This is a genomic window from Burkholderia sp. KBS0801, assembly GCF_005937855.2.
GTDB lineage: Bacteria > Pseudomonadota > Gammaproteobacteria > Burkholderiales > Burkholderiaceae > Burkholderia > Burkholderia ambifaria.
This window is the reverse complement of the sequence record NZ_CP042177.1, coordinates 3,243,814-3,257,040: the sequence shown is the minus strand read 5'-3', so window position 1 is coordinate 3,257,040 and position 13,227 is coordinate 3,243,814. Positions and strand designations below refer to the sequence as shown.

Below are 13,227 nucleotides of genomic sequence, written 5' to 3'. Positions count from 1 at the left end.
CGGTGTGGATATCTCGCAGCCGAATTCACTCGAAGCGCTGTGTATTTCAATGGTGAGCGTCGGCGGCCGATCGAGCCGCGTGCCCGTTTCCGATCTTCGACACGGCTTCGAGGGGCGCGCATTCTAACCGCACTCGCGATCGCGCGTGCCGTTCGCGTCCATGCGCCGATGTGGATAGCCGGCCGCCGAAGCCAGTCGACGTGCTGTGTATTTCAGCGGTGAGGGCGCGTGCATGCGGCTCGGCCGCGTCTGCGCGAATCGGGGCGCACCATGGGCCGCCGAGCGGTTGCGGGCGCGGCTGTTCGCGCCGAGACGGTGCGCCGTCGTGCGTCAGGATGCCCGCGCTCACCGTTGAATTTCACAGCGTCTCGACTGGTCTCGGGTTGGGCTATCCGCACCCGAATCAGCGCCGTTGTTCGATCGTCGTGTCGTCGCTCACTGCCGGAATCCACAGTGTTTGGCATCGTCGTGAGTCGAGCGATTCGCACCCGAGTCGGCGTACTCGTTTGATTGTCTGCCGTCACGCATCGTCAAAGTTCCAGCGTTAAGGGTCGTCGCGGAGCGGGCTGTTCACACCCGAATTGGACGCCCTTGTTCGAGCGCGCGCCGTCCCTCACCGTCAAAATTCACAGGGTTTAGGGTCGTCGCGGAGCGGGTTGTTCACACCCGAATTGGCACCCTTGTTCGAGCGCGCGCCGCCACTCACCATCGAAATTCACAGTGTTTTGAGTCGTCGTGGGGCGGGCTGTCCACACCCGAATCGACACCCTTGTTCGAGCGCGTGCCGTCACTCACCATCGAAATTCACAGCGTTTTGAGTTGTCGCGGATCGCGCTGTCCACACCCGAATCGACACCCGCGTTCGAGCGCGTGCCGACGCTCACCGTCGAAATTCACAGCGTTTTGAGTGTCCGCGGGCGGCGATATCTACACCCGTACCGGCTGTCTCATTCGACTGCCCAACGGCTTGCACCAAGGCCGGACCAACATGTGGATATCCTGCCGCCGAATCGACTCACGACCCTGTGCATCCGGAAGGTGAGGGCGACCATCGCAGCGGCGAAGCAGGGATGCGGCGGTGTGGATATCTCCTGCCGGCATCGACTCGTCGCGCTGTGGATTTCAATGGTGAGCGTCGGAATCCGCTTGAGCTGCGGACCGATTGAGGTGTGGACATCCGGCACCTGACGCGACTCGAAACCCTGTGCGATCGAACGGTGAGCGCGATCACCGACTCGGCCCATAGCCGCGGCATTGTGGACATCCCGCGCCAGCAACCAATCCGAACGCTGTGAAATCCATCGGTGAGCACGCCGCCGTTTCCCGCCCAAACCCTTGTCGCACGGGCCGCGAGCACCCGCGGCCCGCGCCCAGCTCGTCCCCCGCCATTTCGACGCAAGCGCCCACCCCTCCCGACCCACCCCAATCGCCGCCCACCACCCCGCGCGAAAACTCTCTCAATTCCCGCCCGAAACCTGCGCAGTTTTTCTCACTTCAGCACCCGCCGAGCAAGATGAGAAAAAACTTTCTCGTCTCCCCGCGAAAAAATAGAGCCATCCAGCCACCTCCGGCCGGCGTCGTCCGACGCCCCGGCGCGCGGCCCAGAACAGCACAATCAGGAGACATCCCCCATGACCGCCCGCCTGCCTGTCGACGGTACGCCCGCTCTATCCGACTATCGTCTGACCGACAACCTGACCGCCACGCGCGGCCGGATCTTCCTGACCGGCACGCAGGCGCTGGTGCGCCTGTTGCTGATGCAGCGCGCATCCGACGTCGCGCAGGGGCTCAACACGGCCGGCTTCGTCAGCGGCTACCGCGGCTCGCCGCTCGGGATGGTCGACCAGCAGCTGTGGAAGGCGCAGAAGCTGCTCGACGGCAGCGGCGTGCGCTTTTTGCCCGCGATCAACGAGGAACTCGGCGGCACCGCGGTGCTCGGCACGCAGCGCGTCGAGGCCGACCCGGAGCGCACCGTCGATGGCGTGTACGCGATGTGGTACGGCAAGGGCCCGGGCGTCGATCGCGCCGGCGACGCGCTCAAGCACGGCAACGCATACGGTTCGTCGCCGCACGGCGGCGTCCTGGTGGTGGCGGGCGACGACCATGGGTGCGTGTCGTCGTCGATGCCGCACCAGAGCGACTTCGCGATGATCGCGTGGCACATGCCGGTGGTGAACCCGTCGAACATCGCCGACATGCTCGAGTTCGGCCTGTACGGCTGGGCGCTGTCGCGCTATTCGGGCGCGTGGGTCGGCTTCAAGGCGATCTCGGAGACGGTCGAGTCCGGCTCGACCGTCGACCTCGACGCGCTCCAGACGCAATGGCCGGCGCCGGCGGGCTTCACGCCGCCGGCGGGCGGCCTGCACAACCGCTGGCCCGACCTGCCGAGCCTCACGATCGAGGCGCGCCTCGCCGCGAAGCTCGACGCGGTGCGCCACTTCGCGCGCAGCAACAGCATCGACAAGTGGATCGCCCCGAGCGCGCAGGCGAACGTCGGCATCGTCACCTGCGGCAAGGCGCACCTCGACCTGATGGAAGCGCTGCGCCGTCTCGACCTGACGGTGGCCGACCTCGACGCGGCCGGCGTGCGGATCTACAAGGTCGGCCTGTCGTATCCGCTCGAGATGACGCGCATCGAGACCTTCGTCGACGGGCTCGCCGAAGTGCTGGTGATCGAGGAGAAGGGCCCCGTCATCGAGCAGCAGATCAAGGACTACCTGTACAACCGCGCGGACGGCGCGCGCCCGCGCGTGCTCGGCAAGCACGATGCGACGGGTGCCTGCCTGTTGTCCGAACTGGGCGAGCTGCGGCCGTCGCGGATCCTGCCGGTGTTCGCCGAATGGCTCGCGCGCCACAAGCCGGCGCTCGATCGCCGCGAACGCGTCGTCGATCTCGTCGCGCCGCGGATCCTGTCGAACGAAGCCGACGCGGTGAAGCGCACGCCGTACTTCTGCTCGGGCTGCCCGCACAACACGTCGACGAAGGTGCCGGAAGGCTCGATCGCGCAGGCCGGCATCGGCTGCCACTTCATGGCGTCGTGGATGGAGCGCGACACGACGGGCCTGATCCAGATGGGCGGCGAGGGCGTCGACTGGGCCGCGCACGCGATGTTCACCAACACGAAGCACGTGTTCCAGAACCTCGGCGACGGCACCTACTTCCACTCGGGCATCCTCGCGATCCGCCAGGCGGTCGCCGTGAAGGCGAACATCACGTACAAGATCCTCTACAACGACGCGGTCGCGATGACGGGCGGCCAGCCGGTCGACGGCAGCATCTCGGTGCCGCAGATCGCGCGGCAGGTCGAGGCGGAAGGCGTGTCGCGCTTCGTGGTGGTGTCCGACGAACCGGAGAAGTACGACGGCCATCACGGGCAGTTCCCGGCCGGCACGACGTTCCATCACCGCAGCGAGCTCGACACGGTGCAGCGCGAGTTGCGCGAGACGCCGGGCGTCACCGTGCTGATCTACGACCAGACCTGTGCGGCCGAGAAGCGTCGCCGTCGCAAGAAGGGCGAGTTCCCCGACCCGGACAAGCGCCTGTTCATCAACGACGCGGTGTGCGAAGGCTGCGGCGACTGCGGCGTGCAGTCGAACTGCCTGTCGGTCGAGCCGCTCGAGACGCCGCTCGGCCGCAAGCGCCGCATCGACCAGTCGTCGTGCAACAAGGACTACTCGTGCGTGAACGGCTTCTGCCCGAGCTTCGTGACGGTCGAAGGCGCGGCGCTGAAGAAGGCCGCGGGCGCGGCGTTCGACGAAGCGGCGCTCGCCGCACGCGTCGACGCGCTGCCGGTGCCCGCGACGCATCTCGACGCGGCGCCGTTCGACATGCTCGTGACGGGCGTCGGCGGCACGGGCGTCGTGACGGTCGGCGCGCTGATCAGCATGGCCGCGCATCTCGAAGGCAAGAGCGCATCGGTGCTCGACTTCATGGGCTTCGCGCAGAAGGGCGGCTCGGTGCTGTCGTTCGTGCGGATCGCGTCGAGCGACCAGTGGCTGAACCAGGTGCGCATCGACACGCAGCAGGCCGACGTGCTGCTCGCGTGCGACATGGTCGTCGGCGCGAGTGCCGAGGCGCTGCAGACGGTGCGCCACGAGCGTTCGCGGATCGTCGTCAACACGCACCGGATTCCGAACGCGTCGTTCGTGCAGGATCCCGACGCGAACCTGCACGCGGATGCGCTGCTCGAGAAGATGCATCACGCGGCCGGCGACGGCTACCTGTCGAGTTGCGACGCGCAGGCGCTCGCCGCGAAGTTCCTCGGCGACTCGATCGGCGCGAACATCCTGATGCTCGGCTACGCGTGGCAGCTCGGCCTCGTGCCGGTGTCGCTCGCCGCGATGATGCGCGCGATCGAACTGAACAACGTCGCGGTGCCGATGAACAAGCTCGCGTTCTCGATCGGCCGGATGGCGGCCGGCGACGCGGCGGGCCTCGACGCATTGTGGAACGCGCGTCACACGGTGGCCGCGCAGGCCGCGCCGGAGACGCTCGCCGAACTGATCGCCGATCGTGAAGCGCGTCTCGACGCATACGGCGGCGCGCGTTACGTCGAGCGCTACCGTGCACTGGTGAACGCGGCGCGCGCGAAGGGCGACGACGCGCTGACGCGTGCGGTCGCGACGACGTTCTACCGGCTGCTCGCGGTGAAGGACGAATACGAGGTCGCGCGGCTGTATGCGGACGGCGCGTTCCGCACGGCGCTCGAAGCGCAGTTCGAAGGCGTGCCGGGGCAGGACTATCGCGTGAAGTTCAACCTGGCGCCGCCGACGGTCGCGAAGGCGGGACGCGACGGCAGCGCGCCGAAGAAGCGCGTGTTCGGCCAGTGGATGTGGCCGGTGTTCGGCATGCTGGCCCGCGTGCGCAGCCTGCGCGGCACGTGGTTCGATCCGTTCGGCCGCACGGCCGAGCGCAGGATGGAGCGCGCGCTCGCGGACGACTACGAGACGACGCTCACGCGCGCGCTCGCCGCGCTGACCGCCGGCAATGCCGCGCAGGTCGCGCAGCTGGCCGACCTGCACGCCCGCGTGCGCGGCTTCGGGCACGTGAAGGTGCGCAATCTGGCCGGCGTGAAGCGTACGGAGCGCGAGCTCGCGCTGCAACTCGGCATCGACGCGGCGACGAGCGCGGCCGTGCAGCACGCGCTCGACGAGATGAAGGGCGCGGGGATGCTGAAGGGCATTCCGGTCGTCGTCGCGAAGTAATGCGAACGGGCGGCGCGGCGATTCGTTGCGGGGGACCGGGGAGCGACGCGCCCGCGCGACGGCTGGCGGGGCGCCGTGGGGAGGCGGGCGCGTAGGTTCGCCCGCCTGCCGGCCTGCGCCGGCGCCTGCGTGGCCTACGCGACGCGATTGCCTGCGATGCAGCGCGAGTAGTACGCGAGGCTGCGTTTCGGGGAACGTTGCTGCGTTGCCGGGTCGACGTGGATCAGCCCGAATTTCTTCGCGAAGCCGCTGGACCACTCCCAGCTATCCATTCCGGCCCAGTAGAACACCCCGCCGAGGCGCACGCCCTGCCGATACGCGTCGTGCGCGGCGTTCAGGTAGCTCGCGAGGTAGTCGATACGCGGGCCGTCGTCGACGATGCCGCCGCTCGGCGCGGGCTCGGCGATCGCGAAGCCGGTCTCTCGGACATCCCATACGGTTCGACCGGATATCCCAGCGTCTGGGTTTCATTCGCCGGGCTGGCGGCCAGCGCGAAGCCCGTGCCGTTGGCGCCGGCCTTCACGTAGAAGCAGTTGTAATACTGCACGCCGAGAAAATCCGGGTTCGCCGCGATCGTCGCCATGTCGCCCGGCTGGACGAGCGGCGCCAGCGCCGCCTGCAGCTCGGCCGGATAGCCCTTGCCGTACAGCGGGTCGAGAAACGCGCGATGCCAGATCGCGTCGAACTGCGCGGCGGCGGCCTGATCGGCGGCCGCATTCGTTGCCGCATGCACCGGCCGCCCGCTGATCGTGGTGCCGATCTGCGCCGCGCCGCGCACGTTCGAACGCACGGCCTGGAACATGAGCCCCTGCGCGAGGTTCTGATGATGGATCGCGGCGAACATCGCCCCCATGGACTGCGCGCGCGGCGGCGACGCGCCGTACGCATAGCCGGACAGCGCGACGCCGTTGGGCTCGTTCGGCATCATCCAGTGCTTGACCCGGTCGCCGAGCCGGCGCGACACCTGCTGCGCGTAGTCGGCCAGCCGGTACGCGATGTCGCGATCGCGAAAATCGCCGGCCCACACCGGGATGTCCCAGTGAAACAGCGTCAGGTAGGGCGTGAGGTGCCGCTCCAGCATCGCGTCGACCATGCGATCGTAGGTTGCGAGGCCGCTTCGCTCGCCGCGCCGGGGCCGTCCGGCTGCACGCGCGGCCACGCGGTCGAGAACCGGAATGCCTGGACGCCCGCGTTCGCGAGCAGCGAGAGATCGCCCGGGTAGCGTTTCTCGAACTCGATGCAGCGCGCATTCGTCGAGCCGTCGGCGATCGTGCCGGGCTGGTCGGCGAACACGTCCCAGTTGCTGCGCCCGCGGCCGTCGCGGCTTTCGATTTGCGGCGCGGCGGTGGCGACGCCCCACACGAAGTCGTCGGCGAAGCGGGCCGAGGCGTTGGAGTCGATCGAATCGCCGCCGCAGGCGGACAGCATGCCGCTGCCGAGCATGGCGGTGCCTTGCGCCAGAAATCGTCGGCGGCTCTGAAGCGAGATGGGTTTGATCATGGGCTTACGCGTTTTGAGGCGAATGGCATCCGCGTTTTGATTAGGATTGCGATTAAAGAGGCACGGGGCGCGGCGAAATGCACGCGCGCCGGATCAATGCGTCCGGCCCTCGACGTTCGCGGAAGACACATGGGATGAGCGGGCCGGATGGAATGCCAGGCCCGGCACGCATGCGGGCGCCGGTATCGTGACGGCCCGCAACACAGGATACGGATGTCTCGTTTAAGTTTTTTGAATATGTCGCCGATTGAATACCGGCCTCTAGAGGGAGACGTCTAGTGGCGTGTTGCATGCGACGGGCGTCGTAGCAGGCCGCTGCGCGGCCCCATCGTCAGTCGACAGCGCCGTTTCCGACGCGTCGATCTCGCGGATCAGCTTCGTCAGCGTCCATGCGAACGGACGGGTGCAGATCGCACAAATCGTTGACTGTGCTTGAGCGTTTTTTTCGAGATGTATTTGCTAGTAGACTGCCGAGATCCGAAGTAACTGATATTCGAGATTTTTTGCTAATCGTAATTGGTGGGTTGAATGATTCAATGCATGTTCAAATTAAATAATGAGCCGATGAGCGAATTCAGGATAGGTGCCTTGTCGTTTCCTGCATTTTCAGGAAGTGGATTGCACGTAAATAATCGTTCTCTCGTTTGTACGCCAAAATTCGGCGCCATCCCGGTTGGACATTATTACATCTTTGATCGGCAATCAGGAGGTGTGGTCGGTCCGTTCATGGAGTGGCTGAACCTCAACGGAAACGATAAATCCGACTGGTATGCGCTGTATGCGATCGATGGAAACATCGACGATGACAAGGTCCTTTGTGACAAGATTGTACGAAGCCAATTGAGATTGCATCCAAAAGGCCGCCTTGGAGTCAGTGAAGGTTGTGTCACGATTGAACAGAGAAGCGATTGGGTCCGCATTCGCTCGATATTGACGAACGTGCCGAAGATTTCGGTTCCCGGGTCGGCCCTCAAGGCGTATGGTGTGTTGACCGTTTCATGAGAACACTTTTCAAGCGTTTGGCGATTGTGATCGGTCTGCTGATCGTGATTTTTCTTAATGCGATCTGGTGGGGGACACACCCAGATACAGCCGTCAACTTTTCGAGCCCGGTGTGGCGTGGATTGATTTGGATCTATGGGGCGAAAACCGGGCCGCAGGAGACAGATCTGGCCTTTCTTGTTTCGTCGGCCGTCATTATGCTGGGTGGGGTAGGTGTATGGGCTTGCTGGCGGTGGCGTAGTAAGGATGGCGCCAAAAAAACTGATGCATAGGGCCTGTCATCCTCCCCCGCCGCGCCGCGACGGGGATACCTCAACATCCTGCTAGACGATCCCTTTCTTGCGCGTCGACAGCGCGGTTTCCGACAGGTCGATCTCGCGAATCAGCTTCGTCAGCGTCTCGTCGGAAATCTTGCTTTCGCCGCGCAGCCGGTACAGCACCGAGCGTTCCGCGCGCACCGCCGCGATCCGCATCTGCAGTTCCATCGTCTCGGTCTGCTTCGCTTCCGCGCGCGGCGTCGGGCCGTCCTCGGCGAGTGCGGCGAGGCGCCGGCGATACTGATCCATCACACGCGCGGAAATGTCGGCGCAGCGCGCAGCGCCCGATTCGTCGAGATCGGCCGAGATCGCATCGTGCGACGAGTCGATCGCGCGGATCGCGGCCTGCGCGGCGGCCGCGCGCGCGGTGCGTTCCTCGTCGGCGAGCGGGTTGCGCGTCGAGCGCACGCCGCGCAGCAGCAGCGGCAGCCCGATCACCGCGACGATCAGCGAGCCGAGTATCACCGCCGACGCGACGAAGATCGCGGTGTCCCGCCCCGGCAGCGGTGCGCCGTCGGACAGCGCGACGGGAATCGACAGCACGCCCGCGAGCGTGACCGCGCCGCGCACGCCGCCGACCGTCATCACCGCGATCGTGCGGACGCCGGCCATCGTGCCCGCGAGGCCGTGGCGCGCGGCGCGGCGGCTCGCGATCCAGCGCAGCAGCCACACCCACAGGAAGCGGATCGCATACAGCGCGAGCATCATCGCGCACACGTTGAAGATCATCCGGCCGACGAGCGCGTCGCTCGTGTGGTGCGCGTCGACGAGCGCGCGGCCGATGATGTGCGGCAACTGCAGCCCGAGCATGATGAACACCATGCCGTTGAACACGAACTCGATCATCGCCCACGTGCTTTCGGCACGCACGCGCGACGCCACGGTGCTTTTGCGGGAGAAGCTCGTGTAGTTCATCATCATCCCCGCCGACACGGCCGCGAGCACGCCCGACAGGTCGAGGTGCTCGGCGAACAGGTAGGCGGCGAACGGCACGAGCAGCGTCATCACGATGCCGGGGGCCGGGTCGCCTTCCTGCTCGGCGTTCAGGAAGCGCGTCGACAGCGCGCTGAACAGCCACGCGACGATCGCGCCCGTCGCCAGGCCGCCGGCGGCGACGATCACGAACGTGATCGACGCGTCGCGCAGCGAGAACACGCCCGTGAGCGCGGCCGCGACCGCGAACTTCAGCGCGACGAGGCCCGACGCGTCGTTCATCAGCGCCTCGCCTTCGAGGATGTGCATCAGCTGCGGCGGAATCCGGCCACGGCCGGCGATGCCCGACAGCGCGACCGCGTCGGTGGGCGACAGCACGGCCGCGAGCGCGAACGCGATCGGCAGCGGCAACTCGGGTATCAGCCAGTGCGCGAAGTAGCCGACTGCGAGTACGGTCATGAACACGAGCCCGAACGCGAGCATCAGGATCGCGCGGCGCTGCAGATACAGCTCGCGTTTCGGAATCCGCCAGCCGTCCGCGAACAGCAGCGGCGGGATGAACAGCAGCATGAAGATTTCGGGATCGAACGTGACGTGCAGGTTGAGCTTCGGCCACGCGAGCATCGCGCCGAACGCGATCTGCATCAGCGGCAGCGGAAGCCGCAACGGCAACAGGCGCGTGGCCGCGCCGGACAGCGCGACGGTGAGCAGCAGAATCAGGACTGTGAAGACGATTTCCATCGATACGGCAATTGTGGAGAATGAAACGATCGGACGGAGTTTAGCGTGACGGTGTGACGGGTGCGTTCGAGTGCGCCGGTGCGCGTGCACGCAAACGGTGCATCCGGCCCGCGCCACGCTGGTGCGGCGGCGCCGCACGTAGGCGTGGCGCGCGTGTTCAGCCCTTGCACGAAGCTTGCTTGATGCTTGCGTACCGTCCGGCACCGGCCGGACAACCGAGGATTCGACCATGACATTGCGCGCGCCATCTCGAACCACCGCCGCGTTCGGCTGCACCGCCAGGAGGAAGCCATGACGATCGTGCAGCAGGAGCGCCCGGCCACCGCGTCGCCGTATCGTTTCGAGCGGGAAATGAGCTCCGGGCTCGAACGCCTGGCGACGCGCCACCGCGACCTGTCGCTCACGACCGTGTTCCAGCCGATCTTCAGCCTGTCGCACCAGCGTGCGGTGGGCTACGAGGCGCTGTTGCGCGCGCATGACGCGCTCGACCGCGCGGTGTCGCCGCTCGACGTGTTCGGCGAGGCCGCGCGCCAGGGAGAGCTGCTGCAGCTCGACCGGCTCGCGCAGGCGCTGCACCTCGAGAACTTCGCGCTGCTCGGCGCCGAGCGCGAGTGGCTGTTTCTCAACGTGCATCCGGGCGTGCTCACCGATCCGTTCCAGGCCGCCGCGCTGCTCGCGAACCTGAAGCGGATCGGCATGCCGCCGCGCCGCGTCGTGCTCGAAGTGCTCGAACAGCGCGCGGAAGATGTCGAGCGGCTCGCCGACGCCGTGCGCGAGTTCCGCGCGCAGGGCTTCCTGATCGCGCTCGACGATTTCGGCGCCGGCCACTCGAACCTCGAGCGGATCTGGCAGCTGAACCCCGACATCGTGAAGCTCGACCGGATCATGCTGTCCCACGCGGCGCACCGCACGGGGCTCACCGCGATCCTGCACGGGCTCGTCACGCTGCTGCACGAGGCCGGCAAGCTGGTGCTCGTCGAAGGGATCGAGACCGAGCACGACGCGCAGATCGCGCTGTCGTGCGAGGCCGATTTCGTGCAGGGCTATTACTTCGGCCGCCCGGCGCCCGGGCTGCCCGACAGCGCGGCGGCGACCGGCTGCATCGGCGAGCTGACCGAGCGCTTTCGTGAGCAGACCGAAGCGCGCGAGCGGCGCGACGCGCAGCGGCTCGCGCCGTACCTGCGCGCATTCGAGCGCGCGGCCGAGCGGGTGGCGGCCGGCGAGCCGCTCGACGAGGTGTGCTGGAACTTCCTCGCGCTCGACGCCGCCGCGCGCTGCTTCCTGCTCGACGCGCGGGGCCGCCAGGCGGGCCGCAACGTCGTGCTGCGGGCGGACCGCGCGCTCGCCGAGGCGCGCTTCTCGCCGCTGTCGGATGCGCAGGGGGCGAACTGGCTGCGCCGGCCGTACTTCCGCACGGCGATCGCCGAGCCGGGGCGCGTGCAGGTGACGCGTCCGTACCTGTCGATCAACGAGGCGCAGCCGTGCGTGACGCTATCGGTGGCCGTGCGTATCGGCGACGCGCAGCACGTGCTGTGCGGCGATATCGATTGGGTCGACGAGGAGGCCGGCGGCGCATAGCGCGGGCGTCGCGCTGGCGCGGTTCACGCCGCTCGGCTAGGATGCGCGAATTGTCCTGACGATTCGCGAGCCGCCGATGAACCGTACCGCCCGTTCCTCCGTCCTCCTCGAAGTGATCGCCACGACCGTCGGCGACGCGAAGGCCGCCGCCCGCGCGGGCGCCGACCGCCTCGAACTCGTGACCGCGATCACCGAAGGCGGCCTCACGCCGAGCGTCGGCCTGATCGAGGCCGTCGTGGCCGCGGTGCCGATTCCGGTCAACGTGATCGTGCGAGCGCACAGCCGCTCGTTCGTCTACGACGCCGACGACCTGCGCGTGATCGAACGCGACGTGCGCGCGGCCGTCGCGGCCGGCGCGAACGGCGTCGTGTTCGGTGCGCTCGATGCGCGCGGCGACGTCGATCTCGACGCGCTCGCCCGCATCGCGGCCGCCGCTGACGGGCGCGACCTGACGTTCCATCGCGCGTTCGACGTGTCGCGCGACCTGAACGCCGCCTTCGACGCGCTGCTGCGCGTGCCGGCCGTCACGTCGGTGCTGACGTCGGGCGGCCATCCGTCGGTGCTCGACGCCGTCGCGACGATCACGCGGATGGTGCGGCAGTCGGCCGGCTCGACCTGCACGGTGCTGGCGGGCTCCGGGCTCACGGTCGATGCGGTCGGCGATTTCGTCCGCGCGACCGGCGTGCGCGCGGTGCATTTCGGCTCGGGCGTGCGGGTGCGCGGCGAGGTGCTGGCGCCCGTCGACGCCCAGCAGGTCGAGCGCGTGCGCGCGGCGCTCGACGGCGCGGCGGCGCACGTGTGACGCGCATGTTTCGCGACGGGCAGGGCGACCCGATGCGGACGATCGGGCAAGAAAAAGCCGGGGCATGCCCCGGCTTTTTCGTCTGCATGCCGACTACGATGCAGCGGCTTACGCGTTCTCCGCCAGCGCGTCGGCCTGGCTCGCGCGGATGCCGAGGCGCTCGAACAGCGCGCGGTCGCGCTGCGTCTGCGGGTTGCTCGTCGTCAGCAGCTGGTCGCCGTAGAACATCGAGTTCGCGCCCGCGAGGAAGCACATCGCCTGCATCGCGTCGTCGAGCTGCTCGCGGCCGGCCGACAGGCGCACGACGGCCTTCGGCATAGTGATGCGCGCAACCGCGATCGTGCGCACGAATTCGAACGGGTCGAGCGGCGCGGTGCCTTCGAGCGGCGTGCCTTCGATCGCGACGAGGTTGTTGATCGGCACCGATTCCGGATACGGGTTCAGGTTCGCGAGCTGCGAGATCAGGCCCGCGCGTTCGCGGCGCGATTCACCCATCCCGATGATGCCGCCGCAGCACACGTTGATGCCCGCATCGCGCACGCGGTCCAGCGTGTCGAGCCGATCCTGGTAGGTGCGCGTCGAGATCACCTGGCCGTAGAACTCCGGCGACGTGTCGAGGTTGTGGTTGTAGTAGTCGAGGCCCGCGTTCGCGAGTTCCTGCGCCTGCTCGTCTTCCAGCATGCCGAGCGTCATGCAGGTTTCGAGGCCGAGTTCCTTCACGCCACGCACCATCTCGGTCAGCGCCGGCATGTGGCGCTCCTTCGGGTTGCGCCACGCGGCGCCCATGCAGAAGCGGCTCGCGCCGTTCGCCTTCGCCGCGCGCGCGGCGTCGAGTACCGCGTCGACGTCCATCAGCTTCTCGGCCTTCAGGCCCGTGTCATGGTGCGACGATTGCGAGCAGTAGCCGCAATCTTCCTCGCAGCCGCCCGTCTTGATCGACAGCAGCGTCGACAGCTGCACCGCGTTCGCGTCGAAGTGCTCGCGATGCACCTGCTGCGCGCGGAACATCAGGTCGTTGAACGGCAGCTCGAACAGCGCGACGACGTCGGCGACGCGCCAGCGCTGCGGCGCCGGGGCAGCCACGGGGATCGCGTCGGGTTGCACGGCGGCGGTCTGGACTTGGGTCATGGTGGTTTTCCTGTCGTGAATG

Annotated in this window: 8 protein-coding genes and 1 pseudogene; 5 read left to right on the top strand and 4 right to left on the bottom strand. The window is 67.4% G+C overall.

The window, feature by feature from the left end; all coding sequences use genetic code 11:
• Window positions 1-1,631 precede the first annotated feature (1,631 nt).
• Window positions 1,632-5,204 (top strand): indolepyruvate ferredoxin oxidoreductase family protein, encoded by a 3,573-nt coding sequence (locus tag FFI87_RS15490; protein ID WP_138847065.1) that lies wholly within the window; start codon window positions 1,632-1,634, stop codon window positions 5,202-5,204.
• A gap of 134 nt (window positions 5,205-5,338) precedes the next feature.
• Here FFI87_RS15490 and FFI87_RS34860 read toward each other — a convergent pair whose 3' ends face one another.
• The gene (locus tag FFI87_RS34860; protein ID WP_261378574.1) at window positions 5,339-5,584 is read right to left on the bottom strand and encodes a family 1 glycosylhydrolase; all 246 of its coding nucleotides are present in this window, start codon (window positions 5,582-5,584) and stop codon (window positions 5,339-5,341) included.
• Window positions 5,539-6,632 (bottom strand): annotated as a pseudogene (locus tag FFI87_RS15485) (glycoside hydrolase family 1 protein). Before FFI87_RS15485 ends, FFI87_RS34860 begins: the two are co-directional and overlap by 46 nt.
• A gap of 612 nt (window positions 6,633-7,244) precedes the next feature.
• Here FFI87_RS15485 and FFI87_RS15480 point away from each other — a divergent pair.
• Both FFI87_RS15480 and FFI87_RS15475 read left to right on the top strand, forming a co-directional pair.
• Window positions 7,245-7,706, top strand: coding sequence for a DUF2778 domain-containing protein (locus tag FFI87_RS15480; protein ID WP_315852875.1), 462 nt, complete (start codon window positions 7,245-7,247; stop codon window positions 7,704-7,706).
• The gene (locus FFI87_RS15475) at window positions 7,703-7,978 is read left to right on the top strand and encodes a hypothetical protein (RefSeq protein WP_175739988.1); all 276 of its coding nucleotides are present in this window, start codon (window positions 7,703-7,705) and stop codon (window positions 7,976-7,978) included. Before FFI87_RS15480 ends, FFI87_RS15475 begins: the two co-directional genes overlap by 4 nt.
• A 51-nt stretch (window positions 7,979-8,029) precedes the next feature.
• On the opposite strand, the gene FFI87_RS15470 is transcribed toward FFI87_RS15475, so the two are convergent.
• Complete coding sequence (locus tag FFI87_RS15470; protein ID WP_012364835.1) at window positions 8,030-9,697, bottom strand: Na+/H+ antiporter; 1,668 nt, start codon at window positions 9,695-9,697, stop codon at window positions 8,030-8,032.
• Window positions 9,698-9,988: 291 nt separating this feature from the next.
• Here FFI87_RS15470 and FFI87_RS15465 point away from each other — a divergent pair, with 291 nt between their 5' ends.
• Together FFI87_RS15465 and FFI87_RS15460 are read left to right on the top strand one after the other, a co-directional pair.
• Window positions 9,989-11,275: an EAL domain-containing protein gene (locus FFI87_RS15465; RefSeq protein WP_012364834.1), complete on the top strand. Its 1,287-nt coding sequence runs from the start codon at window positions 9,989-9,991 to the stop codon at window positions 11,273-11,275.
• 76 nt (window positions 11,276-11,351) lie between these two features.
• Window positions 11,352-12,077 carry a copper homeostasis protein CutC gene (locus FFI87_RS15460; RefSeq protein WP_138847067.1) on the top strand — a complete coding sequence of 242 codons (726 nt, stop codon included), beginning with the start codon at window positions 11,352-11,354 and terminating at the stop codon, window positions 12,075-12,077.
• 108 nt (window positions 12,078-12,185) lie between these two features.
• Here FFI87_RS15460 and bioB read toward each other — a convergent pair whose 3' ends face one another.
• Complete coding sequence (gene bioB, locus FFI87_RS15455) at window positions 12,186-13,205, bottom strand: biotin synthase BioB (protein ID WP_138847068.1); 1,020 nt, start codon at window positions 13,203-13,205, stop codon at window positions 12,186-12,188.
• Window positions 13,206-13,227: the final 22 nt, after the last annotated feature.

What these genes read in the sequence shown, in the direction of transcription:
- FFI87_RS15490 (WP_138847065.1), top strand. Translation starts at nt 1,632, where the DNA reads ATGACCGCCCGCCTGCCTGTCGACGGTACGCCCGCTCTATCCGACTAT.
- FFI87_RS15480 (WP_315852875.1), top strand. Translation starts at nt 7,245, where the DNA reads ATGTTCAAATTAAATAATGAGCCGATGAGCGAATTCAGGATAGGTGCC.
- FFI87_RS15475 (WP_175739988.1), top strand. Translation starts at nt 7,703, where the DNA reads ATGAGAACACTTTTCAAGCGTTTGGCGATTGTGATCGGTCTGCTGATC.
- FFI87_RS15470 (WP_012364835.1), bottom strand. Translation starts at nt 9,697, where the DNA reads ATGGAAATCGTCTTCACAGTCCTGATTCTGCTGCTCACCGTCGCGCTG.
- FFI87_RS15465 (WP_012364834.1), top strand. Translation starts at nt 9,989, where the DNA reads ATGACGATCGTGCAGCAGGAGCGCCCGGCCACCGCGTCGCCGTATCGT.
- FFI87_RS15460 (WP_138847067.1), top strand. Translation starts at nt 11,352, where the DNA reads ATGAACCGTACCGCCCGTTCCTCCGTCCTCCTCGAAGTGATCGCCACG.
- bioB (WP_138847068.1), bottom strand. Translation starts at nt 13,205, where the DNA reads ATGACCCAAGTCCAGACCGCCGCCGTGCAACCCGACGCGATCCCCGTG.